The organism is Bradyrhizobium sp. LCT2 (assembly GCF_009931255.1).
GTDB classification, from domain to species: domain Bacteria; phylum Pseudomonadota; class Alphaproteobacteria; order Rhizobiales; family Xanthobacteraceae; genus Bradyrhizobium; species Bradyrhizobium diazoefficiens.
This window is the reverse complement of record NZ_CP034432.1, coordinates 4,864,128-4,889,775: the sequence shown is the minus strand read 5'-3', so window position 1 is coordinate 4,889,775 and position 25,648 is coordinate 4,864,128. Positions and strand designations below refer to the sequence as shown.

At 65.1% G+C, this 25,648-nt stretch carries 24 protein-coding genes and 1 pseudogene; 15 read left to right on the top strand and 10 right to left on the bottom strand.

All coding sequences use genetic code 11. From position 1 onward, the window contains the following. Positions 1-28: 28 nt before the first annotated feature. On the top strand, positions 29-460 hold the full coding sequence (locus tag EI171_RS23605) for a hypothetical protein (protein ID WP_028171781.1): 432 nt from the start codon (positions 29-31) through the stop codon (positions 458-460). Between the two features lie 224 nt (positions 461-684). Next, positions 685-1,626 (top strand): GAF domain-containing protein, encoded by a 942-nt coding sequence (locus EI171_RS23600; protein ID WP_060912379.1) that lies wholly within the window; start codon positions 685-687, stop codon positions 1,624-1,626. Between the two features lie 9 nt (positions 1,627-1,635). On the opposite strand, the gene EI171_RS23595 is transcribed toward EI171_RS23600, so the two are convergent. Beyond that, complete coding sequence (locus EI171_RS23595) at positions 1,636-3,915, bottom strand: ComEC/Rec2 family competence protein (protein ID WP_161534808.1); 2,280 nt, start codon at positions 3,913-3,915, stop codon at positions 1,636-1,638. Between the two features lie 95 nt (positions 3,916-4,010). Continuing rightward, positions 4,011-4,244 (bottom strand): DUF2171 domain-containing protein, encoded by a 234-nt coding sequence (locus EI171_RS23590; RefSeq protein WP_038967854.1) that lies wholly within the window; start codon positions 4,242-4,244, stop codon positions 4,011-4,013. A gap of 392 nt (positions 4,245-4,636) precedes the next feature. On the opposite strand from EI171_RS23590, the gene EI171_RS23585 reads away from it, so the two are divergent. Continuing rightward, the gene (locus EI171_RS23585; RefSeq protein ID WP_011087600.1) at positions 4,637-5,965 is read left to right on the top strand and encodes an MFS transporter; all 1,329 of its coding nucleotides are present in this window, start codon (positions 4,637-4,639) and stop codon (positions 5,963-5,965) included. 64 nt (positions 5,966-6,029) lie between these two features. On the opposite strand, the gene EI171_RS23580 is transcribed toward EI171_RS23585, so the two are convergent. Then, positions 6,030-6,392: an SPW repeat protein gene (locus EI171_RS23580; RefSeq protein WP_161537065.1), complete on the bottom strand. Its 363-nt coding sequence runs from the start codon at positions 6,390-6,392 to the stop codon at positions 6,030-6,032. Positions 6,393-6,628: 236 nt separating this feature from the next. Between EI171_RS23580 and EI171_RS23575 the strand changes: the two genes are divergently transcribed. Next, positions 6,629-6,811 (top strand): hypothetical protein, encoded by a 183-nt coding sequence (locus EI171_RS23575; protein WP_028171775.1) that lies wholly within the window; start codon positions 6,629-6,631, stop codon positions 6,809-6,811. Between the two features lie 126 nt (positions 6,812-6,937). Further along, positions 6,938-8,368, top strand: a complete 1,431-nt coding sequence (gene glnA / locus EI171_RS23570; protein WP_161534807.1) for a type I glutamate--ammonia ligase — start codon at positions 6,938-6,940, stop codon at positions 8,366-8,368. A gap of 46 nt (positions 8,369-8,414) precedes the next feature. Here the strand turns inward: glnA and EI171_RS23565 are convergent, their stop codons facing one another. Both EI171_RS23565 and EI171_RS23560 read right to left on the bottom strand, forming a co-directional pair. After that, the gene (locus EI171_RS23565) at positions 8,415-8,801 is read right to left on the bottom strand and encodes a nuclear transport factor 2 family protein (protein WP_161534806.1); all 387 of its coding nucleotides are present in this window, start codon (positions 8,799-8,801) and stop codon (positions 8,415-8,417) included. 7 nt (positions 8,802-8,808) lie between these two features. Continuing rightward, the gene (locus tag EI171_RS23560; RefSeq protein WP_161534805.1) at positions 8,809-10,485 is read right to left on the bottom strand and encodes a glutamine--tRNA ligase/YqeY domain fusion protein; all 1,677 of its coding nucleotides are present in this window, start codon (positions 10,483-10,485) and stop codon (positions 8,809-8,811) included. A gap of 154 nt (positions 10,486-10,639) precedes the next feature. Here EI171_RS23560 and gltX point away from each other — a divergent pair, with 154 nt between their 5' ends. From gltX to EI171_RS23515, 9 genes are all read left to right on the top strand, one after another. Then, positions 10,640-12,067, top strand: a complete 1,428-nt coding sequence (gene gltX / locus EI171_RS23555) for a glutamate--tRNA ligase (protein ID WP_028171772.1) — start codon at positions 10,640-10,642, stop codon at positions 12,065-12,067. A 167-nt stretch (positions 12,068-12,234) separates the two neighbouring features. Further along, positions 12,235-13,539 carry a citrate synthase gene (gltA, locus tag EI171_RS23550; protein WP_011087607.1) on the top strand — a complete coding sequence of 435 codons (1,305 nt, stop codon included), beginning with the start codon at positions 12,235-12,237 and terminating at the stop codon, positions 13,537-13,539. A gap of 101 nt (positions 13,540-13,640) precedes the next feature. Continuing rightward, entirely contained in the window at positions 13,641-14,345 is a 705-nt protein-coding gene (locus EI171_RS23545) for a hypothetical protein (protein ID WP_246740252.1), read from the top strand. Positions 14,346-14,492: 147 nt separating this feature from the next. After that, entirely contained in the window at positions 14,493-15,671 is a 1,179-nt protein-coding gene (locus EI171_RS23540) for an ROK family transcriptional regulator (protein ID WP_202633002.1), read from the top strand. 58 nt (positions 15,672-15,729) lie between these two features. Then, on the top strand, positions 15,730-17,016 hold the full coding sequence (locus tag EI171_RS23535; RefSeq protein WP_161534802.1) for an ABC transporter substrate-binding protein: 1,287 nt from the start codon (positions 15,730-15,732) through the stop codon (positions 17,014-17,016). Beyond that, entirely contained in the window at positions 17,013-17,936 is a 924-nt protein-coding gene (locus EI171_RS23530) for a carbohydrate ABC transporter permease (protein ID WP_038967845.1), read from the top strand. The genes EI171_RS23535 and EI171_RS23530 overlap by 4 nt, the downstream gene beginning before the upstream one ends. After that, positions 17,929-18,786, top strand: a complete 858-nt coding sequence (locus EI171_RS23525; RefSeq protein WP_161534801.1) for a carbohydrate ABC transporter permease — start codon at positions 17,929-17,931, stop codon at positions 18,784-18,786. The genes EI171_RS23530 and EI171_RS23525 overlap by 8 nt, the downstream gene beginning before the upstream one ends. 10 nt (positions 18,787-18,796) lie before the next feature. Further along, positions 18,797-19,912 (top strand): ABC transporter ATP-binding protein, encoded by a 1,116-nt coding sequence (locus tag EI171_RS23520; protein WP_161534800.1) that lies wholly within the window; start codon positions 18,797-18,799, stop codon positions 19,910-19,912. After that, complete coding sequence (locus EI171_RS23515) at positions 19,909-20,676, top strand: SDR family NAD(P)-dependent oxidoreductase (protein ID WP_161534799.1); 768 nt, start codon at positions 19,909-19,911, stop codon at positions 20,674-20,676. Before EI171_RS23520 ends, EI171_RS23515 begins: the two co-directional genes overlap by 4 nt. Here EI171_RS23515 and lpxB read toward each other — a convergent pair. From lpxB to lpxA, 3 genes are read right to left on the bottom strand one after another with little or no spacing between them, the layout of a single operon-like run. Beyond that, positions 20,673-21,857: a lipid-A-disaccharide synthase gene (lpxB, locus tag EI171_RS23510; RefSeq protein WP_161534798.1), complete on the bottom strand. Its 1,185-nt coding sequence runs from the start codon at positions 21,855-21,857 to the stop codon at positions 20,673-20,675. The genes EI171_RS23515 and lpxB overlap by 4 nt on opposite strands. Next, on the bottom strand, positions 21,854-22,711 hold the full coding sequence (locus tag EI171_RS23505) for an LpxI family protein (protein ID WP_161537064.1): 858 nt from the start codon (positions 22,709-22,711) through the stop codon (positions 21,854-21,856). Before EI171_RS23505 ends, lpxB begins: the two co-directional genes overlap by 4 nt. Before the next feature lie 19 nt (positions 22,712-22,730). After that, positions 22,731-23,522, bottom strand: coding sequence for an acyl-ACP--UDP-N-acetylglucosamine O-acyltransferase (gene lpxA / locus EI171_RS23500; protein ID WP_011087617.1), 792 nt, complete (start codon positions 23,520-23,522; stop codon positions 22,731-22,733). Between the two features lie 170 nt (positions 23,523-23,692). On the opposite strand from lpxA, the pseudogene EI171_RS23495 reads away from it, so the two are divergent. Then, positions 23,693-24,015: pseudogene (locus EI171_RS23495) on the top strand (KTSC domain-containing protein). A gap of 25 nt (positions 24,016-24,040) precedes the next feature. On the opposite strand, the gene fabZ reads toward EI171_RS23495, so the two are convergent. After that, on the bottom strand, positions 24,041-24,502 hold the full coding sequence (gene fabZ, locus EI171_RS23490; RefSeq protein ID WP_011087619.1) for a 3-hydroxyacyl-ACP dehydratase FabZ: 462 nt from the start codon (positions 24,500-24,502) through the stop codon (positions 24,041-24,043). Then, entirely contained in the window at positions 24,499-25,566 is a 1,068-nt protein-coding gene (gene lpxD, locus EI171_RS23485) for a UDP-3-O-(3-hydroxymyristoyl)glucosamine N-acyltransferase (protein ID WP_161534797.1), read from the bottom strand. The genes fabZ and lpxD overlap by 4 nt, the downstream gene beginning before the upstream one ends. Between the last annotated feature and the right edge of the window lie 82 nt (positions 25,567-25,648).

The following is a 25,648-nucleotide window of genomic DNA, read 5'->3' as shown; positions in this document are numbered from 1 at the left end:
GTCGCTATCCCTGAATGAGGAGCACCCGATGTGTGACTACAGCCTGCATGCCGTCGCGACGCGTCCCGCACAAGTCGGCGAGACGATCGTCACGACCACCTTCCGCGGCACCTCGACGCGCGGCTTCGCCTCCGAGGCCGACATGTCCGTCGCGGTCTGCCTGCTGCCGGGAACGGAGCTCGCCTTCGCCGACAACGTCCGCTACGACAATCGCTGGATCTGGACGCGCACCATCAACTCCCGCGTCGGCAAGTTCGGCAAGATCGATCCGCACATTCCCGATCGCCATCATGACGCGATCGAATTCCCCGACGGCAAATACGTACTCGTGACGCAACTCGTCGAAGGCCAGCGCGCGACCGTGCTGCAATTGCCGGTGACCCAGCCGGCCGGCGAGCGTGAACACAAGCCGGAGATCATCGCTGACAGGCCGACGATCACACGCCTGCCGATCGGCTGATGTACCTCCCCCCGGCGCAGAGGTCGGGGCCGGGATTGAAATTGCCATCGCCGGCCGTGGCCGGCGAGATGGTATGATTTGCGTCTTCCGGAATCCAATCCGCCGAGATCAGGCTCGCACCTGCCCATCGCACGAAGTTTGCGCGGCCCTGCCTGAATTTTGAACGTCCGTTCCGCGGCCAGATCGCCGATGCTGTCAAAGGCTTGAGGCGGCGGACACGTTCGATGAAAACCTTCATTCGCGTCGTTGAACTCTGGGTGCCGGACCGGACGCGCATGCGGCTGGAATTCGGCGGCGGCCTCTACGGCGAAGGGCTGTCCGCGTTCAAGGCCGTGAGCGAGGACTTGCGCTTCGGATACGACGAGGGCCTTCCCGGCAAGGCCTGGGCCAGCGGCCATCCCGTGATCCTCACCAAATTCGCCAACTCCTATTTCAAGCGGACCGACCAGGCGCTCGCGGCCGGCCTCACCTGTGGCGTGGCGGTGCCGGTGTTTTCAGGCGAATTCTTGCACGCCGTCATGGTGCTGTTCTGCGGCGACGACGAGGCGCATGTCGGCGCAATCGAGCTCTGGCACAACGATCCCGATAGCTCCCACGAGATGGGGCTCGTCGACGGCTACTATGGCACCGCCGACATGTTCGAATTCAACTCCCGCCACACCAGGTTTCCCCGTGGCTTCGGTCTGCCCGGACGCACCTGGAAAGCGGGCCTGCCGCTGATCATCAAGGACCTGCACAACGCCAGGAGTTTTCTGCGCTGGGAAGACGCCGCCGAGGTCGGGATCAATCTCGGCGTCGGCGTGCCCTATCGGACCGGCACCGACCAGACCTGGGTGCTGACTTTCCTGTCCGCACAGGCGACGCCGATTGCGCGACGCTTCGAGATCTGGGTGCCGAACGAGGCCCGTTCGGCACTGGTCTTTCGCGCCGGCGATTGCAGCGCGCAGACAGACCTTGCCGCGCTCTATGCGGACAAATCCATCGCCAGGGGCGACGGCAGCATCGGCGGAGCCTGGGCCACCGGCATGCCCGCGCTCAACGACGATCTCGGGCACGACGGCTCGGCCGCAGCCGCGGAGGCCCGCGCAATCGGACTGAGCCAGATGGTGGCCCTGCCGGTAATCGGGAGTGCCGGGCTCGAAGCCGTGCTGGCCTGGTACCTGTAGCCCGTCCGCTCAATCCTCGGCCTGCATGTCCGCCTCGGACGGCGTCGCGTCCCGGTTACGGGGGGCGGCCGCCTGCGGCGCAAGGCTCGCGCTGAAATCGCCCTCGCCGGCGGTCGCCGGCGACCACGGACGATCGGTGCCTCTCGCTTTCACCGCCTGAACCGCAAAGCCGTCGCCGCGCCGTGTCAGAGCGAGCGCGCCTTGCGCCGCGAGTCGCTGCCGGTCGACCACCATCGCCACACAATCCGCTGGCGCCGGCCGCGCCGTCACCACCAGCGCAGCGCGGCTGCAATCATCCGCCAGAGCGTCGATGCGCAAGGCCAGCGCGACCAGGCGCCCGTCGGCGAGCGGCGTCACGCAGCCGGCCTCGTCGCACGACACGCCGGCGGCGAGCGAGGGACTACCGGCATCGCGCGGATCGGCGTCGGCAGCCAACCACTCCTTCAGCAGAAAGCCGTCCTTGTTCGCCCGGATCATTTGCAGGTGCCCGTCCCTGCCCCGCACCGCGACACTCTGGCCGTCCCCGGCGATCAGGATATCCGGCTGCCGGCCTGCCAGCCCCCATAGGATCGCGACCAGCAGCACCAGCGCGCCTGACCAGCGTAAGGGCGTGCGCAGCAGGCCCATCACGATGATCCCGAGGCTCGCCGCGATCAGCGGCGCAATGCCGAACGCCGGGATGCGGCCGACCGCGCCCGGCAGCGCGGCCACCCAGCGCGAGACCGCGACCATCCAGTCGATGCCGATCCCCATCAGCCACCAGAACACGCCGTCGAGCCCGAACGGCGCCGCGAGCAATCCGAGCAGTCCCGCCGGCATCACCAGCGCCGACACCACCGGCATCGCCCCGAGGTTGGCAAGCACGCCGAACGGGGTGACGCGGTGGAAGTGGAAGGCGGCATAGGGCGTGGTCGCAAGCCCCGCGATCAGCGAGGCCAGAAACAGCATCGCGACCTCGCGGCCGCCCCACATCGCGATGCGCGCGGTCGCCGAATGATCGGGCGAAGCGAACAGGTTCGGCATGCCGATCTGCACCAGCGCAACCAGCCCCAGCGTTGCCGCAAACGACATCTGGAAGCTCGGATGCACCAGCGCTTCGGGCGCGACCGCGAGCACGATCAACGCGGCCACGGCAAGCGTGCGGAAGGTGATGGCGCGTCGGTCGACCATGACGGCGATCAGCACCACGGCGGTCATGAAGAACGAGCGTTGCGTCGCGACCTCCGCGCCCGAGAGCAGCAGATAGAATGCGGCGGCCACCAGCGCCGCAGCCGCCGACCATTTCTTGATGGGGAAGCCGACCGCCAGTCCCGGAATCAGAGCGAGCAGCGCGCGGACCGCGAAGAACACGACGCCGGCGACCACCGCCATGTGGTAACCGGAGATCGAGAGCACATGGCCCAGCCCTGAAATGAACATGGCATCGTTGACGGGCGTGGTGATCGCGTCGCGCCGCCCCGTCAGCAGCGCCGTCGCGATCGCGCGATTGTCGCCTTCGAGCGTTGCCCGGATGCGCGCGTCGATCGCATCGCGCAGGCCCTGCATGAAGGCGGCATAGCGCAGCCGCAAGCCACCGGCATCGGGCGGCACCGCAGCCGCGATCGCCCCCATCACGAAGCCGGAGGCGCCGATGCCCTGGAAAAACATGTCGCGCGAGAAATCGTAGCTGCCGGGGCGCACCGGCGAAATCGGCGGCATCAGCCGCGCCTTCAACTGCACGAAGCTGCCGACCTCCGGCGCAGTCCCCTTGCGAACCGAGAGGCGCACGCGCTCCAGCTTCACCTCGCTTCGTTGCGCCTCCATCGCGGCGACACGCAGCACGAAGCGGTCGGTGCGCTCGCGGATGTCGCGCGTCTCGACGAAGCCCGACAACGACACCGAATAGAGCGGTTTTGCGAGAACGGTGTGAGCAATGCGCGCCGTCTTCCAGGTCGCCACGGCAAAACCGGCCGCAATCGCCGCGATCATGATCGCGGGGGCGAACAGCCGGCTCCGCCGCAACAGGACGGCGCCAAGCATGAGCGCGGTGGCCGTCGCGCCAACGACCCACAGCACCGGCTCGTGATCGGCCGCAAAGTAGAGCGCGATCCCGCTGCCGAAGGCCACAGGCACCCACGGCAACAGCCGCCCGGCGCCGGCCTCGGCGCGCATCCATCCGCGCAGTGTCTCGACGAGTGCGGGCCAGGCGCCAAACCCCGCCGGCGCAAAGCCGTCGGCCGGAGCAGCCCGGCCAACGGGCCAGGTCCCCGCAATCCCTTGGGACCGTGCTGGCCGGCCCGGCTCCGCCATTCCCTGCACCTTGCGATACGCGACGGAGGCCGAGGCTACCGGAACGTGCAGGCGCGCGAATAGCGGTACAGATCAGGAACGAACTCGATCTAGCCCTACTTTTCCTCTTCCATCGTCACGGCGACATCCGCCTTGGCCGACAGCCGGACCTTGTTGCCCTCGACGCCGGCGACGAGGCCCTTGTCGATGAAGTGATGATGGCCCCTGTGGCTGCCCTCGCCGCTGTCCTTCTTGGTCAGTTTGATCCGATGGCCCTCGACCTTGTCGACGGTGCCGATGTGGACGCCGTCGGCACCGATGACTTCCATATGCTCTGCAATGTTCTGCATGGCGGGCTCCTCGTTGGGGACCCACACAACGCCCGAGAGGTCCTTTCCGTTCATTCGTGACACGACCGCCCGGCGCGAGGGGCGACCGTTCTGTCTCTGAACGGGGGCAGCCTGGGTTCGGGTCGATTGAGCCGAAAGTCTCATAAGGGGCCGGCCTTGGCAGGATTAAACTGCACTCCACGCCTCCCCCGCACAGACGGGCCAGGTCGTGACAGCTCGCGGTACCGAAGGCCGCCGAAGCTCTTCTCAGGTGGTTCAAGGTTCCTCTGAGACCAGGCGTTGCGGACGCAACTCGCAATTCTCGCCTGTAGCGTCGCACACCAAACGCACTCCGCGAGCGAACTGGCGCTGAAATGCGCGAGGAGTGGGTTTGAATTTGATAGGAGCAGCACATGGCAGTTCAAGTACCGCACGATTTCCGCCGCGTGATCGTTGCTGCATCGGTGGGAAACGTCATCGAATGGTATGATTTCTATATCTTTGGCAGCCTGGCCGCCGTTCTGTCGGTCAAGTTCTTCGAGCAATCCCACCCGGTTGCAGCCCTCCTCAGCACGATCGCTCTGTTCACTGCGGGCTTCCTGATCCGCCCCCTGGGAGCCTTCCTCTTTGGATGGATGGGTGACAGGGTCGGACGAAAATATACATTCCTCATCACGCTGAGCGGAATGGGACTGGGTACGGGGGCAATCGGGTTGATCCCGACCTACCAGTCCATCGGTCTAACGGCGGCGTTCGTTCTGTTCGGCCTGCGCATGATCCAGGGTCTGTGCTTGGGCGGCGAATATGGCGGCGCCATCACCTATGTCGCGGAGCATGTGCCGGACGACAAGCGCGGCTACTACACCGGCTGGCTACAGACCTCTCCGACTCTCGGCATCGTGGTGTCGCTGGCCGTGATCGTCCTGACCCGGACCTGGTTCGGCAATCAGGTCTTCGACGAATGGGCCTGGCGCGTTCCGTTCCTGGTGTCTTTCCTGCTGGTGGCCATCGCGATCTACATTCGGCTCCAGCTCCAGGAGACGCCGATCTTCCAGGAGATCAGGGCCCGCGGCCAAATGACGACGAATCCGTGGAAGGAGGCCTTCCTCAGCTCCAACATCAAATACATCGGGATCGCGATCGTGGTCCTGATCGGACAGGGCGTGGTCTGGTACAGCGGCCAGTTCTGGGCGCTGTACTTCCTGCAGCAGGTCTCCAAGGTGGATGCGCTGACCTCGGCCTACATCGTGGGAGCTGCGCTGCTGATCGCAACGCCGAGCCTGATCTTCTTCGGCTGGCTGTCGGATCAGATCGGCCGCAAGCCGGTGATCCTGGGCGGCATGCTGCTCGCTGCGATCACGTACTATCCGCTCTATCTGTGGCTGGGAACGGTCACGCAGCCCGGCAACATCAACTATCCGACCGCGATCTTCATCATCTTCATCCTGGTTTGCTACGTCGGGATGGTGTACGGGCCGGTCGGCGCGTTTCTGGCGGAATTCTTCCCCGCCAGGATCAGGTACACGTCGGTCTCCGTGCCGTACCACATCGGCAACGGTTGGGGTGGCGGATTGGTGCCGTTCATCACCTCGGCGGCATTCGCCGCGACCGGCAGCATCGGCTACGCGCTGATCTACCCGATTGCGGTGCCTGCGGTGTGCTTCGTGCTTGCGGTCTTCCTGATGCCGGAGACTCGCAAGATCAGCATCTGGCAACCGATCGAGCCCAGAGCCGCATTGTAACGTAACCACCTCTCCTCCGGCCGCCAGCCGATGGCGGTCGGAGAGAAGCCGGCAACCTCTCGTCTCAGCCGGCGCGGTGAGGCCAGTGATCGTGCCACCAGGTGCTGAAGTCGCGATCGGTCATCAATTCCCAAGCAGCGAGCAAGATCACCAATAGGCCCGACAATACGCTGCTGACCGTGGCCGATACGGGCTCATAGCCAATGGACCAAGGCGCCAGCACCAGAGCCAAGCCCAGCAGCATTTCGCCCCACTCTTCCAGGTAGGACGGGACGACAAAGGCCTCCACGGCAAACAGCATGACGCCGAGCCCGAGTGCGATGGTGATCCAGACAGCAGCCCCGGATATGCCGAGGACGAAGGACGACAGGACCAGCCACACGCCCACCAACAGGCTACCTGCGTCTTGCCAATGTTGGATGCGCATGATGCTCACCTCCCTTCTCGTATTTATGTGGGGGCGCACCGATGAAGAATCATCCCTCCGACCTGCGCTGTGTTGCCGCGACCAGGAGCCGGCGCCCCATCCGGCCGCCCATGCCCCGGAAAGGACCCTTGCAAGTGCGGCGCACCAGGATGCAGACTATCGGCGCTTGACAGGTGTCAATGTCTGCCGTTCTCGGCCCACCCGGTTCGCGCCCAGAACAAGAGGGAGATGACGCCATGCGAGAAATGGAAATCCACGATTATGCGCGGCAGTTGCTGGAAGCCCATGGCCCCAAGGCCATTGCGGAAGCCGCTCAAAACGCCATCGACCTCGAGCAGAAGGGCGAGCTCGAATTGGCAAAAACCTGGCGGCACATCGAAGACGCGATGAAGCTGATGCGCGGGCCGCATCAAAGCTGACTGCCGTCGCGCGAAGCTTGCCTGACTGCGGCGACAACGCCGAACGTGGACCACAGTCCGTCGCGAGCCGCCAGGTTGCGGCCGAACGGCTACGCGATCTCGGGACGCTGACCTGGGAGCGAAGCCATGTTTGCGAAATGTACGACAGCCGAAGACCTCGTGAAAGCGATCACGGACGAGAAAGTCCAGATGATCGATTTGCGGTTCACCGACCTGCCGGGGGTGTGGCAACATTTTTCCGTCCCGCCGAGCGCGGTGAATGCCGATGCACTCAATGAGGGCATTGGATTCGATGGCTCATCGATCCGAGGCTTCCAGGAGATCCAGGAAAGCGACATGCTGGTCGTCGCCGATCCGACGACGGCATTCGTCGACCCCTACAGTCCGGCCAAAACGCTGGTTCTCATCTGCAACATCCGTGACCCCGTGACCGGCCAGTCCTACAGCCGGGATGCCCGCTACATCGCCCAGAAAGCCGAAATCCACCTTAAGGGCACCGGGCGCGCCGATACGAGCTATTTCGGCCCGGAAGCGGAGTTCTTCGTCTTCGACGAGGTGCGCTACGCACAGGGCATCAACTACGCCATGCACGCAGTCGACTCCAGCGAAGGCAGCTGGAACACCGGCTCTGAGGAAGGGCCGAACCTCGGCCACAAACCGCGCCCGAAGGAGGGATACTTTCCCGTTCCCCCGACCGACAGCATGCAGGCGCTACGCACCGAAATGGTGCTGACAATGGAATCTCTGGGGATCCAGATCGAGGCCCATCACCATGAAGTCGCAACCGGCGGCCAGAACGAGATCGACATGCGCTTCACCACCCTCACCCGGATGGCCGACAACCTGATGATCTACAAATACGTGGTGAAGAACACCGCGCATCAGCACGGCAAGACCGCGACATTCATGCCGAAGCCGCTGTTCGAGGACAACGCTTCGGGCATGCACGTTCACCAATCGCTCTGGAAGGGTGAGACCAATCTGTTCTACGACAAAGGTGACTACGCCGAGTTGAGCCAGCTCGGCCGCTACTATATCGGCGGGCTATTGAGCCACGCCTGGGCGTTGTGCGGGCTTTGCGCCCCCACGACGAATTCCTATCGGCGTCTGGTGCCGGGCTATGAAGCTCCGATCAACCTCGTCTACTCCCAGCGCAATCGCTCCGCCTGCTGCCGGATTCCAATGTATTCGCCGAATCCGCGCGCCAAGCGCGTCGAGTTTCGTTCGCCGGATCCGTCCTGCAATCCCTACCTGGCCTTCGCGGCAATGCTGATGGCTGGCCTCGACGGTATCGACAAGCAGATCGACCCCGGCAGCCCGATCGACAAGAATCTCTACGACCTCCCGCCTGCTGAGGCGAAGGAGGTGAAGTCCACGCCAGGATCGCTGGACCAGGCGCTCGACGCGCTCGAGCGCGATCACGCATTCCTGCTACGCGGCGACGTCTTCACCGCCGACGTGATCGAAACCTGGCTCGACTACAAGCGCAAGAAGGAGGTCGACCCGATCCGCCTGCGACCTCATCCCTACGAGTTCCATCTCTACTACGACATCTAGCGGGCGGCGACCGCGCACCTGGCGGAACGGGCGGAGCCCTCCGCTGCTAGATCATCGGGACCCTCGACGAGGCGTGGTGATTGACGATCTTCCAGTCGGCGTCCTCGCGCGTGATGACCCAGCTGATCTTGACGACGAGTTCCGGGCGTTCGCCCGCGAAATCGAACGACACGATCGCGGCCATGTTGATGATATCAGGACCGGCCTGCGCGGCCTGCACCTCGGAAAACGCAGCACTCGGCTTGCGCCATCGCGGCAGGCCATTGAAGTAATCGGCAACGCCGTCCCTGCCCCGATAGAGCTTCGGGTTAGAGCCGAAGAAGAACGCGCTCTTGGCATACAGCGACGACAGCGCGGCCGCATCGAGCGTCGCGAAGCCGGCGCACCATTTCGCGATGATGGCGGAAACGATGGCGTCGGCCTCACTGCTCATGAGTGCCTCAACCTTTCGCGACTTCCTTCGCGAACGTGTCGCGCAGGCCGATGGTGCGTGAAAACACCGGCTTGCCGGGCGTCGAGTCCTTGTCGCGCACGAAATAGCCCTGGCGCTCGAACTGCATCGGCTCGGTGGAATTGCTCTCCGCCACCGATGCCTCGATGCGCGCGTCGCTGAGGATCTCCAGCGACTGCGGATTGAGATCGGCGGCAAAGTTCGAGGCGTCCGGGCTCGGGTTCGCGAACAGCTGGTTGTAGATGCGGATCTCCGCCGGCTTCGACGCTGCCGCCGACAGCCAGTGCATGGTCGCCTTCACCTTGCGGCCGTCGGGCGCATTGCCGCCCCTGGTCGCGGGATCGTAGGTGCAGCGCAGCTCCACCACCTCGCCGTGTTCGTTCTTGATCACGCCGGTGCATTTGACGAAATAGGCGTAGCGCAGCCGGACCTCGTTGCCGGGCGACAGGCGGAAGAACTTCTTGGGCGGGTTCTCCATGAAGTCGTCCTGCTCGATATAGAGCTCGCGGCCGAACGTGATCTTCCGCGTGCCGGCGGAGGGATCGTCCGGATGGTTGATCGCATCGAGCTCCTCGGTCTGCCCCTCCGGATAGTTCTCGATCACGACCTTGAGCGGCTTCAGCACCGCCATGCGGCGCTGCGCGGTGCGGTTCAGCTCCTCGCGGATGCAGAATTCGAGCATGCCGACATCGACCACGCTGTTGGCCTTGGCGACGCCGATACGCTTGACGAACTCGCGCAGCGCCGCCGGCGGCACACCGCGACGGCGCATGCCCGCCATGGTCGGCATGCGCGGATCGTCCCAACCCGCGACATGGCCCTCGCGCACGAGCTGGGTCAGCACGCGCTTCGAGAGCAGCGTGTAGGTCAGGTTCAGCCGCGCGAACTCGTACTGGTGCGGCTTCGACGGCACCGGCAGCTTCTCGATGAACCAGTCGTAGAGCGGCCGGTGGTCCTCGAACTCCAGCGTGCAGATCGAGTGCGTGATGCCCTCGATCGCGTCCGACTGGCCGTGGGCATAGTCGTAGCTCGGATAGATGCACCATGCGTTGCCGGTGCGCGGATGATGCGCATGCAGGATGCGGTACAGCACGGGATCGCGCAGATTGATGTTGCCCGCGGCCATGTCGATCTTGGCCCGCAGCACGCGCGCGCCGTTGGGGAATTCGCCCGCCTTCATGCGGCGGAACAGGTCGAGGTTCTCATCCACGCTGCGGTCGCGGAACGGCGAGTTCTTGCCGGGCTCGGTCAGCGTGCCGCGGGAGGTGCGGATCTCCTCCTGGGTCTGGTCGTCGACATAGGCGAGCCCGTCGCGGATCAGCGTCTCCGCCCATTCGTACAGGCGGTCGAAATAATCCGAGGCAAAGAACAGGTTCTTGCCCCAGTCGAAGCCGAGCCAGTGCACGTCGGCCTGGATGGAATCGATATATTCCTGCTCTTCCTTGACCGGATTGGTGTCGTCGAAGCGCAGATGGCAGCGGCCCGGAAACTCCTGGGCGATGCCGAAATTGAGCGCGATCGACTTGGCGTGGCCGATATGCAGGTAGCCGTTCGGCTCCGGCGGGAACCGGGTCACGATCTCCCTGTATTTGGCCTGATCGAGGTCGGCCTGGATGATGTCACGAATGAAATCGCGCCCAACCTCAGCTGCCACCGGTTCTGTCATTACGAAAATCCTGTAGGGAAATCAGCGGTCCTTCTGCCAAATTCGCGAGGCTGAGCCAAGAGCATAAGCAAGGCCTGGCAGGTCCGCCGTGGGCTTTAGTTATGCTCCGGTCCTGCTATACACCACCGCTTCCAATGCATAGGCCCTGCCAAGAATGACCGATTCCGTCGTCACCCGCTTTGCTCCCTCGCCGACCGGCTTCCTCCATATCGGGGGTGCCCGCACGGCGCTGTTCAACTGGCTCTATGCGAAGAAGCATGGCGGCAAGATGCTGCTCCGGATCGAGGACACCGACCGGGAGCGCTCCACGGAGGCGGCGATCGGCGCCATCCTCGACGGGTTGAAATGGCTCGAGCTCGGCTGGGACGGCGACGTCATCTACCAGTTCAGCCGCGCCGCCCGCCACCGCGAGGTCGCCGAGCAGCTGCTTGCCGACGGCAAGGCCTATCGCTGCTACGCCACCGCCGAGGAGCTCACCGCCATGCGTGAGAAGGCGCGCGCGGAGGGCCGCACCCGCCTCTATGACGGCATGTGGCGGGACCGCGACCCAGCCACGGCTCCGAGCGACGTCAAGCCCACCATTCGCCTGCGCGCGCCGCAGACCGGCGAGACCGTGATCGAGGACCAGGTCCAGGGCCGCGTGGTCTGGCAGAACGAGAACCTCGACGACCTCGTCCTTTTGCGCGGCGATGGCAACCCGACCTACATGCTCGCGGTGGTCGTGGACGACCACGACATGGGCGTCACCCACGTCATCCGCGGCGACGACCATCTGATCAACGCCGCCCGCCAGAAGCAGATCTATGATGCGATGGGCTGGGCGCTGCCGAGCATGTCCCACATCCCCCTGATCCACGGCCCGGACGGCTCGAAGCTGTCGAAGCGCCACGGTGCACTCGGCGTCGACGCCTACCGCGCCATGGGGTACCTGCCGGCCGCACTCCGCAACTACCTCGTGCGGCTCGGCTGGAGCCATGGCGACCAGGAGATCTTCTCGACCGAGGAGATGATCGCGGCGTTCGACCTCTCGAGCGTAGGCCGCGCCGCCGCTCGCTTCGACTTCGCCAAGCTCGAAAACCTCAACGGCCATTACATCCGCCACGCCGACGATCAATCACTCGTGAAGATGTTCGAGGATGTGCTGGACCACGTCGTGCCCAGCCGCGACGAGCTTAAGGCCAAGTTAAACGACACCACGCGCGCGCAGCTTCTCAAGGCCATGCCGGCCCTGAAGGAGCGCGCCAAGACGCTGATCGAGCTGATCGACAGCGCCTATTTCATCTTCGCCGACCGGCCCCTGGAGCTCGATCCCAAGGCGCAGGCGCTGCTGACGCCCGACAACCGCAAGCTGATCGGCCAGCTTCATTCCGCGCTGGAGAATGTCGAGACATGGAGCGGCGCCACGACGGAAGCCGCGCTGCGCGCCTTTGCCGAGGAAAATAGTCTCAAGCTTGGCGCGGTCGCCCAGCCGCTGCGGGCGGCGCTGACCGGACGGACCACGTCGCCTGGTATATTTGAGGTTTTGGACGTGCTGGGACGCCAGGAAAGTTTGGGCCGGCTTAAGGATCAGGCCAAGGACTAGGCAGGGACCAGGCTAGACGTAAGTCGAGCATGCGCGGCGCCATCTTGCAGCGCACACAGCAATAATATACCCATCTCCCCCGTACCTTCTGGAACATCCGGCCTGCCCCACCATGTTGTTGGGGCCTTCCGGGTCCGGCCCGTTTCACCATACATCGGGGACCTACGATGGACGCAAAAGCAAGCAATAAGACCGCCACGCTGACGGTCGGAAACAAGAACTACGATCTCCCGATCCACAGCGGCAGCGTCGGGCCTGATGTCATCGATATCGGCAAGCTCTACGGCCAGTCGGGCCTGTTCACCTATGACCCGGGCTTCACCTCGACCGCGAGCTGCCAGTCCAAGATCACCTATATCGACGGCGACGCGGGCGTGCTGGAATACCGCGGCTATCCGATCGAGCAGCTCGCCGAGAACGGCGACTTCCTGGAGACCTGCTACCTCCTGCTCTACGGGAACCTGCCGACCGCCGCGCAGAAGAAGGATTTCGACGACCGCGTGATCCATCACACGATGGTGCACGAGCAGATGGCCCGCTTCTTCCAGGGCTTCCGCCGCGACGCCCATCCGATGGCCGTGATGGTGGCCTCCGTCGGCGCGCTCGCCGCGTTCTACCACGACTCCACCGACATCAACGACCCGAAGCAGCGCATGATCGCTTCCATGCGCATGATCGCGAAGATCCCGACGCTGGCGGCGATGGCCTACAAGTACACGATCGGCCAGCCCTTCGTGTATCCGAAGAACTCGCTGAAGTTCGCCGAGAACTTCCTGCACATGTGCTTCGCCGTGCCGTGCGAGGAGTACAAGATCAATCCGGTGCTGGCTGACGCGCTGGACAAGATCTTCATCCTGCACGCCGACCACGAGCAGAACGCCTCGACCTCGACGGTGCGCATCGCCGGCTCCTCCGGCGCCAACCCGTTCGCCTGCATCGCCGCCGGCATCGCCTGCCTCTGGGGCCCGGCCCATGGCGGCGCCAACGAAGCCGCGCTCGCGATGCTCGCCGAGATCGGTTCGGTCGACAAGATTCCGGAATTCATCGCCAAGGTGAAGGACAAGAACAGCGAAGTCCGCCTGATGGGCTTCGGTCATCGCGTCTACAAGAACTACGATCCGCGCGCCAAGATCATGCAGAAGATGTGTCACGCCGTGCTCAAGGAGACCGGCCATGGCGACGATCCGATGCTGAAGGTGGCGATGGAGCTCGAGAAGATCGCGCTCAGCGACCAGTACTTCATCGACCGCAAGCTGTACCCGAACGTCGACTTCTACTCGGGCATCACGCTGAAGGCGATGGGCTTCCCGGTCTCGATGTTCACCGTGCTGTTCGCGGTCGCCCGCACCGTCGGCTGGATCAGCCAGTGGAGCGAGATGATCGAGGATCCGCAGCAGAAGATTGGCCGGCCGCGCCAGCTCTACACCGGCGTCACCCGCCGCGACTACGTGGCGATCAAGGATCGCAAGTAAGTCTTCAGCCAGCACGGCTTTCGAAACGGCGCCATCTCACGATGGCGCCGTTTTTGTTTGGCAGGATACCGGGGACAGCGAGCATAGCGCAGGGCGAGCCGATGCGGATCACGAACCCGGTGGACGGATGGCTGCAGGTCGCGGCCTGTTCGCCGTTCCCCGATGCGGCCGGCGAGATGGTGCTTTATCCCCGGTGCGACATTGACGGGGTCGTCACCGCGGAGCGCGTCGCGGCGACCGCCGTGCGGTACAGCGCTTACGACGTTCCCAAGCCGAAATGGCCGCGCCCCGGGACGGTGCTTCCGGTCACCCTGGACCTCGCTGATCCCACACGGTTCAGGATCGAGTGGGATTTGGTGCCGACCGAGCGAGACGCGTCCGAACGGCTCGCGGAGCATTTGCGCGGCGAGCAGCAGGCCGACACGCCAAGCCGCCGGCCGTTTCCCGGCATCTGGCGCGAGGTGGAGCACTCGGCATCGTCGCCCGGTCTGGTCAATGGCCTGACGCCTCAGCAGATGGAGATTGCGCTCGCCGGCGGCGCTGGAGCCCTGGGTTTAGTCCCGACCACGGCGAAGGTGTTAACCGCGCACGAGGTGCAACCGAGCAGCGCGCCGGGCGGGACGTGGGACATTACGGTCTCGGTGAGCGACCCGAGCGGCGGGCCGGGTTGGGAAGCGGTCACGCGCATGTCATTCAGCAGTTCAGGCCGCCGCGAAAGCCGCACCGCCGTCGGGGGCGAGTTGCCAGTCCTGGTCGACCCGGACAATCGCAACCGGATCATCGTCGACGTCGCCCGTCTCTCCTGAGTGGTGTCGCTGCTCTGCGAATGCAGGCTGCGCTCATCAATCTTGTTGCCGCGCACAACAACAAGTCGGTGCCTCGCCCCCGCAAACGCTTGACAGTTGAAACGCTCCGCGCGCAAATTCTTACACTAAGTAAGAATGACCATAGGGATGGAAATGCCGGAGCAGCCGAGAAGTCGGCGGCAGACGCGCGCTGCCATTTTGACTCATCTGCTTCAGTCGGGCGGTTCGTTTCGCCCGCCTCTGGCCAAGGCCGTGCGCCTGTCGGAAGCGAGCCTGTCGCGCATCCTGTTTGACCTGAAAGCCGAAGGCCTGATCGAGGAGGTGCGGCGCCCTGCCCCTTACGTCGGCGGCCCGACGGGCCTGGTGTCGCTCGATGGTTCGGTGGCGCTTGCGGCCGTCGAGCTGACCGGCCAGTGGCTCAGCGTCGGCGTTGGGACCTTGTCGGGCGAGTTGCACTACACGGAGCGTGTGGCGCTACCGGCAAAGCCCACGGCCGAGTCCGTCGGCGGGGTGTTTCGCGAGGCGCTGACATTGCTGCGTGACTGGACGCGGCGGCGCCGCATCGCGCTTGCACAGATCGGCGTCTCCATTCCAGGCCTCGGCCGGCTGAGCATGTCGGCCAATCCGATCATCCCCTGCGACGTCGGGCGCATCGGCGCCATGCTCGCCCAGATGTTTGCCGGCGTGCCGGTGGAGTTCACCAATTCGGTCGTCGCACACGCCACCTTTCACCGCTGCCGCAGGGAGAACTATCCGTTCAGCGGCGCGCATCTCTTCGTCTTCGTCGGCCAGGGCGTCGCAGGCACCTGGGTGGACGATCCGACCGAGGCCGATGCACTCCAGCCGGTCGAACTCGGCCATATGGTGTTCGGCACCGACGGACCGCGTTGCCGCTGCGGCCATCACGGTTGCGTCGAAGCCTATACGTCGCTTCCCGCCCTGGCCGAGCTCCTTGGTGTTTCCGAGGCCGAACTGCTTCAACTCGGCAGCGATTGGGTGACCGCGATCCCGCTCTCAGCACGCGTTCGCCAGGAACTGCGCCGGCGGCTGTTCCGGCTGGGGCTCGCAATCGGCAACACGCTGAACGTCAAGCCATGCCGCGGCGTTGCCATCAGCGGCTGGCCGTCCCTCCTTGCGGAGGACGATCGAAAGGCGCTGATCGACGGCGTCGACGCCAGCCTGCTCGGCGGCCCTGAGCATGCGCAGGTGTCGCTCGCTTTCGTGCCGCCCTCGAACGGCAATGATCCCAGGGCCGCGCTGGCGTTCGCTGCGTTCTGCCTTGCTTGCCGCGGCGGTATGCCGGCCGCATCGACGGAGGCCGCCTGAGATGCCCTGAAGCTGCGCGGCTCTCGCGCAAAAGAGTTCACACCGGGAGGAACTTGCCATGCCGATCACAACAACAAGGCGCCGTCTGCTCGCTGGGTCCGTTGCCGCGCTCGCACTGCCGGCCTTTGCCCGCGCGCAGGGCGCGGTCAAGCCGCGTTTGACCGCGATCTCGCAATGGTCCGCAGGCAGCGACGGCGCGGCGATCACCGCGCTCGGCAAGAAATTCGAGGAGAAAGGCGGGGTCTGGCAGCACTCGCCCGTCCCCGGGTTCACCACCGAGATGATGAACAAGCTGCGCGCTCAGATCATTGCCGGCGATCCGCCGGCATGCTCGCAGCTCAAGGGCCCCGAGATCGCGGCCTGGTCGAAGATCGCCCCGACCGTCGATCTCGACGCTGTCGTCGCTGCTGCAGGTTACGAGAGGGTCGTTGCGCCAGACCTCGCGAAATTGCACAAGCCGGGCGGCAAATGGATCGCGCTGCCCTTGCAGATCTACAGCACCAACATGCTGTTCCTCTCCAGGCGCGCGATGGACAAGGCCAAGGCCGACAAGATCCCGGTCACCTGGGCCGACTTCAATGATCTCGCCGAAAAGATGAAATCAGGCGGCGTCGCATATCCCGTCGCCAATGGCGGCACCCGCCCCGACGATGGGCAGAAATTCGAGGCCGCTCTGGCGGGCATCAGTCCCATCGCATACCGCGCGGCCATCATGAATCTCGAGAAGAAGACCCTGGAGGGTCCGGAGATCAAGGCCGCGTTCGCACAGGTGCGCAAGATCGCCGACTGGATGGACCCCAACGTCGGCGCCCAACACTTTTCGACCAACCTGAAGCGCTTCATCGACGGCGACATGGGCATGATGATCATGGGCGGTTGGGCGCAGGGCGTATTGCGCAATGCCGGTTTCAAGCTCGAGGACTTCATCATCGCGCCAGGCCCCAGCGACAACGCCAAGCCGGTCTTCCTGTTGAATGCCGATGCCTTCATATTCTGGCAGCGCAAGGAGCCCGACCTACAAGCCGGCCAGACGCTGATGGCCCAGCTCGTCATGGATCCCGCGATCCAGACGATGTATTCGCAGATCACGGGATCGATCCCCGTGCGCACCGATGTCGATCTGTCCGGCGAAGGCTGGTCGGACGGTCAGCGGCGGACCGCAGCTGCTCTGAAAGATGCCATCGCCAGCAATCAGGCGGTCCTCAGCCTCGCGCACAATATGGCGCAGGAAAACGGGATGACCGCGGCGATGATCGATGTGATCACGGAGTACGTGAAGAACAAGACGATCAAGCCGGAGCAGGCGGCCACACGCCTCGCCGAGGCCGTCGAGGGCGCACGTTGACCAACGTCGTCTCGACAGGACTGGGCCGGCCGGCGGCCTCTGACGTGGTGCGCCGGCTGCCCGAAGTTCTGACGATCTGGGTGCCGCTGCTGTTGTCGGCTGCGCACCTCATTGCGTTTTCGCTGTGGACGATCTGGATATCGTTCACGCCATCCACTCTGGTCCCGGTCTCGGGCTGGGTGGGTTTGCGCAACTATTCCGCGGTTGCGGCATCGCGAAACTGGCAGATCGCCCTCGACAATCTGCTGCTCTTTGGCAGCGCCTTCGTGTTGCTGAGTCTGGCGACCGGCCTCATGCTTGCGATCCTGCTCGATCAGCGCATTCGCGGCGAGAACCTGCTGCGATCCATCTTCCTGTACCCCCTGGCGGTGTCGTTCGTGGTCACGGGCACGGTCTGGAGCTGGCTGCTCAACCCCGGCCTTGGAATCCAGAAGCTGGTCCACGACCTCGGCTGGACTTCCTTCCGGTTCGACTGGCTGATCGACCGCGACATGGCCATCTGGACCATTGTCATCGCTGCGATCTGGCAATCCTCGGGCTTTGCCATGGCGCTCTTCCTCGCCGGCCTCCGCTCCGTCGATGCCGACCTGATCAAGGCCGCGCAGATCGACGGCGCCGGACCGATCCGGATGTACCGCCGCGTCATCCTGCCGACGCTGTGGCCGATCACCATCACCGTCATCGTCATCCAGCTGCAGTTCGCGATTTCGACCTTCGACCTCGTCCGCGCGCTCACCAATGGCGGGCCTGGAATCGCGACGCAGCTTCCAGCGCTTGTCGTCTATGACCTGATGTTCCAGCGCAGCCTGCTCGGACGAGGAGCGGCGGCGGCAGTGCTCATGCTGCTCATTCTTCTCGCGGTGCTGCTGCCCTATGCAGCGTGGCGATATGTCCAGCGGCGGCGGGCGAACCATGCGTGACCGAACCTTCGCACCAAGCCGGATTTTGATCTATCTCGTCGTTTTCTTGATCGCGGTAGCATGGCTCGCGCCACTGGCTGTTGTCGTGCTGAATTCGCTCCGCAGCAACGAGGAGATCGCGCAGGGGTCGATGATCGGCTGGCCGCAACATCTGGCCTGGAGCAATTACGCCACCGCCTGGAGCGGTTTCTGCGTCGCCGAGACGTGCGCCGGCATCCGGCCATACGTGCTGAACTCCGCGCTCGTGACCGTTCCCGCGACGATCTTCTCCACCCTGCTTGGTGCGATCGCCGGTTACGCGGTTTCGCTCTGGCGCTTTCGCGGCGACAGCTGGATTTACGGTATCGTCACGCTCGGCATCTTTCTTCCGCAGCAGATGCGTTTGCTGCCCTGGACCATCGTGCTGCGCGATACGGGCCTGATGAACACGCTGACGGGCCTGGTCGTGATCCACACGATCCAGGGGCTTTCCTTCACCACCTTGTTCTGCCGCAACTACTACACTGCCATCCCGCAGGAGTTGATAAGAGCTGCGCGTATCGATGGCGCCGGGTTCTTTCGTATTTTCTGGCGCATCATCCTGCCGCTCTCGCCGCCTATCCTGATCGTCACCGTGATCTGGCAGTTCACGCATATCTGGAACGAGTTTCTCTATGGCGTGACATTCACGACCGGTCAGCAACAGCCGGTCACCGCCGCGCTGATCGCGCTATCCGCCGCGGTCGCCGATATCCCGCAGCATGGCGTGCAAAGCGCCGCGGTGATGATCGCCGCCCTGCCGACCCTGCTGATCTATCTGATCGGCGGCAAGTACTTCGTACGCGGCCTGACCGCCGGAGCCGTGAAATGATGGAGCCGTCATGGCAGCGCTGAGCATCCGCACCCTGTCCAAGCGCTACGCCAATCTGGAGGTGCTGAAGGGCATCGATCTCGACATCGAGAGCGGCGAGTTCACCGTGCTGGTCGGGCCGTCCGGCTGCGGCAAGTCCACGCTGCTCAACATCGTCGCCGGGCTCGATCGCCCGAGCGCGGGGACGATCGAGATCGGGGGACGCGTCGTCAACGACGTCCCGCCCAAGGACCGCGACATCGCCATGGTGTTCCAGTCCTACGCGCTCTATCCGTCCATGACAGTGCGCCAGAACATCACCTTCGGCATGGAATGCCGTCACGTGCCGAAGGCCGAGCAGGAGAAGGCGCTGGCGAATGTGGCTCGCCTGCTCCAGATCGAACCCCTGCTCGGCCGCAAGCCGTCGCAGCTCTCCGGCGGCCAGCGTCAGCGCGTGGCGATGGGCCGGGCGCTGGTGCGCGATCCCCTGCTCTTCCTGTTCGACGAGCCGCTCTCCAATCTCGACGCAAAACTGCGCGTGGAGATGCGGATGGAGATCAAGCGCCTGCACCAGCGCATCGGCGCCACCATCGTCTATGTCACCCACGACCAGATCGAGGCGATGACGATGGCGACCCGGATCGCGGTGATGCATCAGGGCAGCGTGCAGCAGTTTGCCGACCCCGATACCGTGTATCGTTATCCCGCCAATCTGTTCGTCGCCCGCTTCATGGGCTCGCCGCCCATGAACACGATGCCCGCACGGCTCGATGCCGACGCCGACGGGCCGGTGGTCGTGATCGGCGCGGGACGGCCGGACGAGGTCCGTCTCCGCCTCCAGGGTTACGATGCCGCGGCGTCCTATGTCGGCCGCGAGGTGGTGCTCGGGATCAGGCCGGAATGCATCGCCGAGGGAGACCGCGTGTTCTCCGGTAGCATCGGCACACCCGTCGTCGTCACCGCGCCGGTCGAGATGGTCGAGCCCACCGGAGCCGAGACCATCGTTCTGCTGCGGCTAGGCGGCGAGCCCGCGCAGGCGCGCATCTCGCCCGACATCCGCCCCACGCCGGGCGCCGTGGCGCCGTTCGCGCTCGACACCCGCCGCATCTGCCTGTTCGACCCCGAGACGGAGCGACTGATCGCATGACCCAGACGAGCTATGCCGGCCTCGCGGACCGCGTGGTGCTGATCACCGGTGGCGCCAGCGGCATCGGTGCCGCCTTCGTGCGCGCCTTCGCGGCCCAGGGTGCTCGCGTCGCGTTCCTCGATATCGACGAAGCGGCCGGCGGATCGCTGGTTGAGGAGGTCGCGGCCGCGTCCGGCGCGGCGCCACTTTTCGTGCGCTGCGACCTCCTGGACATCGACGCCTTGCGCGCCGCGATCGCGCAGGTCCACGGATCGCTCGGCGATGCCGCGGTCCTCGTCAACAACGCCGCCAACGACCAGCGCCAGGTGCTGGCCGAGGTGACGCCATCCGAGTTCGACTGGATGATCGGCGTCAACCTCAAGCACGTCTTCTTCGCCGCACAAGCCGTCGTGCCGCAGATGCAGGCGCGCGGCGGCGGCTCGATCATCAACATGTCGTCGATCGCCTGGATGCGCGGCGGGCCGGCGCTGCCGGTCTACGCCGCGGCAAAGGCGGCGATCGTCGGCTTCACCAACTCACTGGCGCGGCTGGTCGGTCCCGACCGCATCCGCGTCAACGCCATTGCGCCCGGCATGGTGATCACCGAACGCCAGCGCCGGCTGTGGTATCCCGACGAGCAGACCATCGCCGAGATTCGTGGGCGTCAGGCCATTCCCGATGCAGTGACACCCGACGACATCGCCAACATGGCGCTGTACCTCGCCTCCGATGAGAGCCAGCGCATCACGCGCCAGTGTTTTCAGGTCGACGGCGGCCTCGGCTAGCTCGCCCGCCGCCCCTTCCGCATCGTCGCGAGCACGACGTCGGCGGCGAGCACGCTCGGCGATTTGTTGCCAGTGGACATGATGGTGTCGAGCCGGGCGAAGGCTTCGACCTGCCGCTGACGCTGCGGCGTCTCGGTGACCAACGCAGAGAGCGCCGGCGCGAGCTTCTCCGGCGTGCAGTCTTCCTGCAAAAACTCCGGAATGACATCCTCACCGATCACGAGATTGGCGAGGATCACCGAGGAGACGCGGATCGCGCGGCGCAGGATGAAGGCCTCGATGGCGCCGACGCGATAGGCCGTCACCATCGGAATGCCCGACAGCGCCAGCTCCAGCGTCACCGTGCCGGATTTCGCCAGCGCGGCGTGCGCGAGCCGGAAGGCGGCGCGCTTCTCGGCCTCGCCGATCACGATCTGCGGCTTGACCGGCCAGCTGGCGATGCCTTCGCGGACGGTGGCTTCGAGATGCGGCATGGTCGGCAGCATCAGTTCGAACGCGCGCCCCTCCGCCTGCAACCGGCCGAGCGCCGCGCCAAACACCTCGATATGATGCCGGATCTCGCTGCGCCGGCTGCCGGGCAGCACCAGCAGCACCGGCGGCTCACTGTTGCGGCGCTTCTGCTCCTCCGCATTCGGCCGCAGCGACCCCAATTGCTCGATCAAGGGATGGCCGACATAGCTGCATGGCGGCCCGCCGAGCTTGCGGTATTCCTCCGGCTCGAACGGCAACAGGCCGAGGACGTGATCGACATAGCCGAGCATGGTCCGCGCCCGTCCCGGCCGCCAGGCCCAGAGCTGCGGCGAGACGTAGTCGACGATCGGGATCGCAGGATTGCCCGCCCGCACGCGGCGCGCGACGCGATGGGTGAAATCGGGGCTGTCGATGATGACGAGCGCGTCGGGCACGGCCTCCAGCACGGCGTCCGCGGTCTCGCGGATCAAGCGCAGGATCTTCGGCAATTGCTGCACCACCGCGGCGAAACCGACGATCGACAGCTCCTCGATCGGGAACAGCGTCTCGAGCCCCTCGCGCGCCATGGTGCGGCCGCCGACGCCTTCGAACTGCACGCCGTCGCCGAGGCGCTGGCGCAGCACCTTCATCAAGGCGCTGCCGAGCCGGTCGCCGGATTCCTCCGTGGCGATCAGGAAGATTTTTCGCTTGGGATCGCGCCCCTGCATCATGCCGGCAGGCCGATGATGAAGAGGTACTTTGCGTCGGCGAGCGCGATCATCGCCTGCGGCTCGGCGGCAATGGTGTTGCCGGCGATCACGGCGATGCCGGCAAGGCCGGCTCTCGCGACGCCCTCGATGGTGCGCGGGCCAATCGTCGGCAGGTCGAAACGCAGGTCCTGGCTGCTCTTCGGCGCCTTCACCAGCACGCCGCGGCCCGTCGCCGCGCGAATGCGGCCCTCCTCGCGCAGCCGCGCGACGCGCGCGAGCAGCGCGTCGGTGCCCTCGATATCCTCGACCGCCACCACATGGCCGTCGATCACCACGGCAGCCTGGCCGATGTCGAACGGCCCGAACGCGGTCAGGACCGCGCGGCCGCGCTCGATGTCGGTCTTGCTGGTGTCGCTCGGCCAGGCGCGGCTGATGCAGCCCTCGGGCATCAAGAGGTCGGGCGCGACGTCCTTGATCCCGACCATGCGAAAGCCGCCTTGTTCGAGAATGCGCCCGACACCGGACAGCAGATGATCGTCCCCGCCGCGAAAGGCACGGATGACATTGCCGAGCAACCGCAATGTCGTGAAGTCGAACCGGATCTCCGAAAGCGAAGGCCGCACCAAGGTGCCGATGAAGATGAGGTCGCGGCAGCCCTCCTCGCGGAACAGCCGCATCGCGCGCCCGAGCTGGCCGACTGAGATCCAGCGGTGGCGGAACTTTTCCACCTGCACCGGATCGCAGGCGCCGCGCAGCGGAAACAGCACCGGCGTGATGCCGCGCGTGGCGAGCGAGTCGGCAACCGCAAACGGCATGGCGCCGCCGCCGGCGACCACGCCGACGGGCGATGAAATCCCTGCCGCCGCCGATGTCATGTCCGCGGCCATCGCAGGTTCACTTCTCGATGGCGGGAAGACAGAGCGGACGCTTGCCCTTGCCGATGAAGCCGAGGATCTCGGCGATCGCCGGATCTTCGCCGGCCAGCGGCCTGGACGCTTCGAGCCGCTCGGCGAAGGTGCCTGGGCCGTGGAAGAGCTTCTGGTAGAACGCGCGCACGGTCGCAAGCCGCTGCTTGGTGAACTTGCGCCGCTTCATGCCGATCAGGTTGAGGCTCTCCAGCACCGCATATTGACCGTTGACCAGCCCATAAGGGATGACGTCGTCGCGTACGCCGCAGACCCCGCCGACCATGACATACGGGCCGATGCGCGTGAACTGATGCACGGCAGACAGGCCGCCTATATAGACGGCATCGCCGATCTCGCAATGGCCGCCGAGCGTCGCCGACGTCGCGAAGATCACGCTGTCGCCGACCATGCAGTCATGGCCGACATGGCTGTTGTTCATGAAGTAGCCGCCGCTGCCGACGCGCGTCAGCCCGCCGCCCTTGATGGTGCCGACGTTCATCGTCGCGCCTTCGCGGATGGTGCAGCCCGAGCCGATCTCGAGCCGGGTCGGCTCGCCCTTGTAGCTGAGATCCTGGGGCGCGCCGCCGAGCACCGCGAACGGCGAGATCACGCAGTTGTCGCCGACCGAGGTGTGGCCGATGACGGTGACCTGTCCGATCAGCTTGCAGTTCGCGCCGATCACGGCATTCGGGCCGATGATGCAGTAGGGGCCGATCTCGGTACCCTCGCCGATCACGGCGCCGTCCTCGACCCGTGCGGTGGGATCTATCTTGCTCATCAAGCAATCTAACTCGTCAAGAAGGTCTGGTTATGTGTTGAAGTCGTTCGGTTTTCCGCTGGTTAGCCCGACTATGCCCGATCTGTCCAGTGACGTATGATCTCGACGTGTTTCACGTGCCGGATGAGGCGGCCTTCCCGGCAACACGTTCATGCGGAGCTTCAGCTATCGTGGTCAGGGCCCTGGCAATGCTGCTCGCACAGCTCGCGGCCGCACCGGTCGTCTCCGAGACGGTGAGACCGGCGGACACCGGCCCGTCGACCTCGCGACATTCGAATGCCGCGACATCACCCGCAGCACGGTGCTTCAGCGCGTCTGCTACGACCGCGCGCAGCAGGACCTGATCGTCGCGATCAACGGCGCGTATGACCGCTACTGCGGCGTTGATCCCGAAACGGTCGACAGCCTCCTGGGCGCGCCGTCCATGGGCCAGTTCTTCAACCGGAAGATCAGACGCGAGGCAGCGGGCAGCCGCTACGATTGCGGCGTATGAGCCCGTCCGCGGGGTCGTAAGCCGCTCAGTCGGTCAGCATGGCGCCGACGTCGGCCTCGGCGACGACTTGGCCGTTGACCTTGGCATCGCCGTGAAACCACCACATGGTCTTGCGGCGGCCGAGCGAGCGCATGTGATACTCGATGGTATCGCCAGGGAGCACGGGCTTGCGGAACTTGCACTTGTCGATGGTGAGGAAATAGACCGCGCGCGGTTTCTCGGTGCCCTCGACCGACTTGATGCCGATCACGCCCGCCGTCTGCGCCATCGCCTCGATCATCATGACGCCGGGATAGACCGGGCGCTCGGGGAAATGCCCCTGGAAGGCCGGCTCGTTGAAGGTGACGTTCTTGATGCCGATGCCGCTGTAATCGGCGCGGATGTTGATCACGCGGTCGATCAGCAGCATCGGAAAGCGGTGCGGCAGCGTCTGGAGGATCGCGTTGATGTCCACCAGCTCGAACTTAATAGGAGATCCCTCCGTCATTCCCGTCCCTCGTCCTTCGGATCGGCCCTGCTGTCGCGTACCAGGCGCTCCACCGCGATAATTTCCTTGAACCACTGCTTGGTCGGCTTGGCGAAAAAACCACCCCAGCGTCCGTTCGGCGGGATGTCGTCCTTGACGCCGCTCATCGCAGTGACCTGGGCTCCGTCGCCGATCTTGAGGTGATTGTTGATGCCCACCTTTGCTCCCAGCGCCACATTGTCGCCGATGGTCAAACTGCCGGCCAGCCCGATCTGGGCCGCCAGCAGGCAATTCCGGCCGATCGTCACATTGTGGCCGATCTGGACCTGGTTGTCGATTTTGGTGCCCTCGCCGATCACGGTGTCGCGCAGGGACCCACGATCGACGGTGGTGCCAGCGCCGACCTCCACATTGTTCTGGATCAGCACGCGCCCGGTCTGCGGCACCTTCAGGTGCCCCTCAGGGCCGAAGAAGATGAAGCCGTAACCGTCCTGGCCGATCGAGCAGCCCGGATGGATCAGCACATCGTTGCCGATCAGCGCGCACTGGATGGCGGTGCGGGCGCCGACATTGCAGTCCCGGCCGATCTTGACGCCGGGGCCGATCACGGCGCCGACGCCGACCACCGTGCCGCTGCCGATCTCGACATCCGCACCGATGACCGCCAGGGGGTCGACGATCACGCCGTCCTCGAGCCGGGCCGTGGGATCGATGATGGCCGACGGCGCGATGCCGTCATTGCCGACCCAGGATTGCGGCCTCAGCGCGTCGCCATGCCATTCCCGCGCGATCCTGACGAAGGCGCGAAATGGCTGCGCCGCCCGCAGCACGGCGACGTGTGCGGGCACCTGGGCCTCGAAGCGCGGGCTGACCAGGCAGGCACCCGCTCTGGTCGCCTTGAGCTGATCGGCATATTTGAGGTTGTCGAAGAACGCCAGATGCATCGGGCCGGCTTCGTCGAGCGAGGCCAGGCCCGTGATGACGTGATCGCCCCTGGTGGGGTCGACCAGCAGCGCCTTTGTCAGCGTGGCAATATCGGCCAGCGCCGTCGCAGGCGGCTTTGTGAAGAAGGTCGGCTGCGCCATTCCACCCCGTCGCGGTCCGGCTTCGACATGAAGCGGCCAAACCGCATCATGCCTTTTCTCCCGGATTGAGCACGATCTTATT

What these genes read in the sequence shown, in the direction of transcription:
- EI171_RS23605 (WP_028171781.1), top strand. Translation starts at nt 29, where the DNA reads ATGTGTGACTACAGCCTGCATGCCGTCGCGACGCGTCCCGCACAAGTC.
- EI171_RS23600 (WP_060912379.1), top strand. Translation starts at nt 685, where the DNA reads ATGAAAACCTTCATTCGCGTCGTTGAACTCTGGGTGCCGGACCGGACG.
- EI171_RS23595 (WP_161534808.1), bottom strand. Translation starts at nt 3,915, where the DNA reads ATGGCGGAGCCGGGCCGGCCAGCACGGTCCCAAGGGATTGCGGGGACC.
- EI171_RS23590 (WP_038967854.1), bottom strand. Translation starts at nt 4,244, where the DNA reads ATGCAGAACATTGCAGAGCATATGGAAGTCATCGGTGCCGACGGCGTC.
- EI171_RS23585 (WP_011087600.1), top strand. Translation starts at nt 4,637, where the DNA reads ATGGCAGTTCAAGTACCGCACGATTTCCGCCGCGTGATCGTTGCTGCA.
- EI171_RS23580 (WP_161537065.1), bottom strand. Translation starts at nt 6,392, where the DNA reads ATGCGCATCCAACATTGGCAAGACGCAGGTAGCCTGTTGGTGGGCGTG.
- EI171_RS23575 (WP_028171775.1), top strand. Translation starts at nt 6,629, where the DNA reads ATGCGAGAAATGGAAATCCACGATTATGCGCGGCAGTTGCTGGAAGCC.
- glnA (WP_161534807.1), top strand. Translation starts at nt 6,938, where the DNA reads ATGTTTGCGAAATGTACGACAGCCGAAGACCTCGTGAAAGCGATCACG.
- EI171_RS23565 (WP_161534806.1), bottom strand. Translation starts at nt 8,801, where the DNA reads ATGAGCAGTGAGGCCGACGCCATCGTTTCCGCCATCATCGCGAAATGG.
- EI171_RS23560 (WP_161534805.1), bottom strand. Translation starts at nt 10,485, where the DNA reads ATGACAGAACCGGTGGCAGCTGAGGTTGGGCGCGATTTCATTCGTGAC.
- gltX (WP_028171772.1), top strand. Translation starts at nt 10,640, where the DNA reads ATGACCGATTCCGTCGTCACCCGCTTTGCTCCCTCGCCGACCGGCTTC.
- gltA (WP_011087607.1), top strand. Translation starts at nt 12,235, where the DNA reads ATGGACGCAAAAGCAAGCAATAAGACCGCCACGCTGACGGTCGGAAAC.
- EI171_RS23545 (WP_246740252.1), top strand. Translation starts at nt 13,641, where the DNA reads ATGCGGATCACGAACCCGGTGGACGGATGGCTGCAGGTCGCGGCCTGT.
- EI171_RS23540 (WP_202633002.1), top strand. Translation starts at nt 14,493, where the DNA reads ATGGAAATGCCGGAGCAGCCGAGAAGTCGGCGGCAGACGCGCGCTGCC.
- EI171_RS23535 (WP_161534802.1), top strand. Translation starts at nt 15,730, where the DNA reads ATGCCGATCACAACAACAAGGCGCCGTCTGCTCGCTGGGTCCGTTGCC.
- EI171_RS23525 (WP_161534801.1), top strand. Translation starts at nt 17,929, where the DNA reads ATGCGTGACCGAACCTTCGCACCAAGCCGGATTTTGATCTATCTCGTC.
- EI171_RS23520 (WP_161534800.1), top strand. Translation starts at nt 18,797, where the DNA reads ATGGCAGCGCTGAGCATCCGCACCCTGTCCAAGCGCTACGCCAATCTG.
- EI171_RS23515 (WP_161534799.1), top strand. Translation starts at nt 19,909, where the DNA reads ATGACCCAGACGAGCTATGCCGGCCTCGCGGACCGCGTGGTGCTGATC.
- lpxB (WP_161534798.1), bottom strand. Translation starts at nt 21,857, where the DNA reads ATGATGCAGGGGCGCGATCCCAAGCGAAAAATCTTCCTGATCGCCACG.
- EI171_RS23505 (WP_161537064.1), bottom strand. Translation starts at nt 22,711, where the DNA reads ATGACATCGGCGGCGGCAGGGATTTCATCGCCCGTCGGCGTGGTCGCC.
- lpxA (WP_011087617.1), bottom strand. Translation starts at nt 23,522, where the DNA reads ATGAGCAAGATAGATCCCACCGCACGGGTCGAGGACGGCGCCGTGATC.
- fabZ (WP_011087619.1), bottom strand. Translation starts at nt 24,502, where the DNA reads ATGACGGAGGGATCTCCTATTAAGTTCGAGCTGGTGGACATCAACGCG.
- lpxD (WP_161534797.1), bottom strand. Translation starts at nt 25,566, where the DNA reads ATGGCGCAGCCGACCTTCTTCACAAAGCCGCCTGCGACGGCGCTGGCC.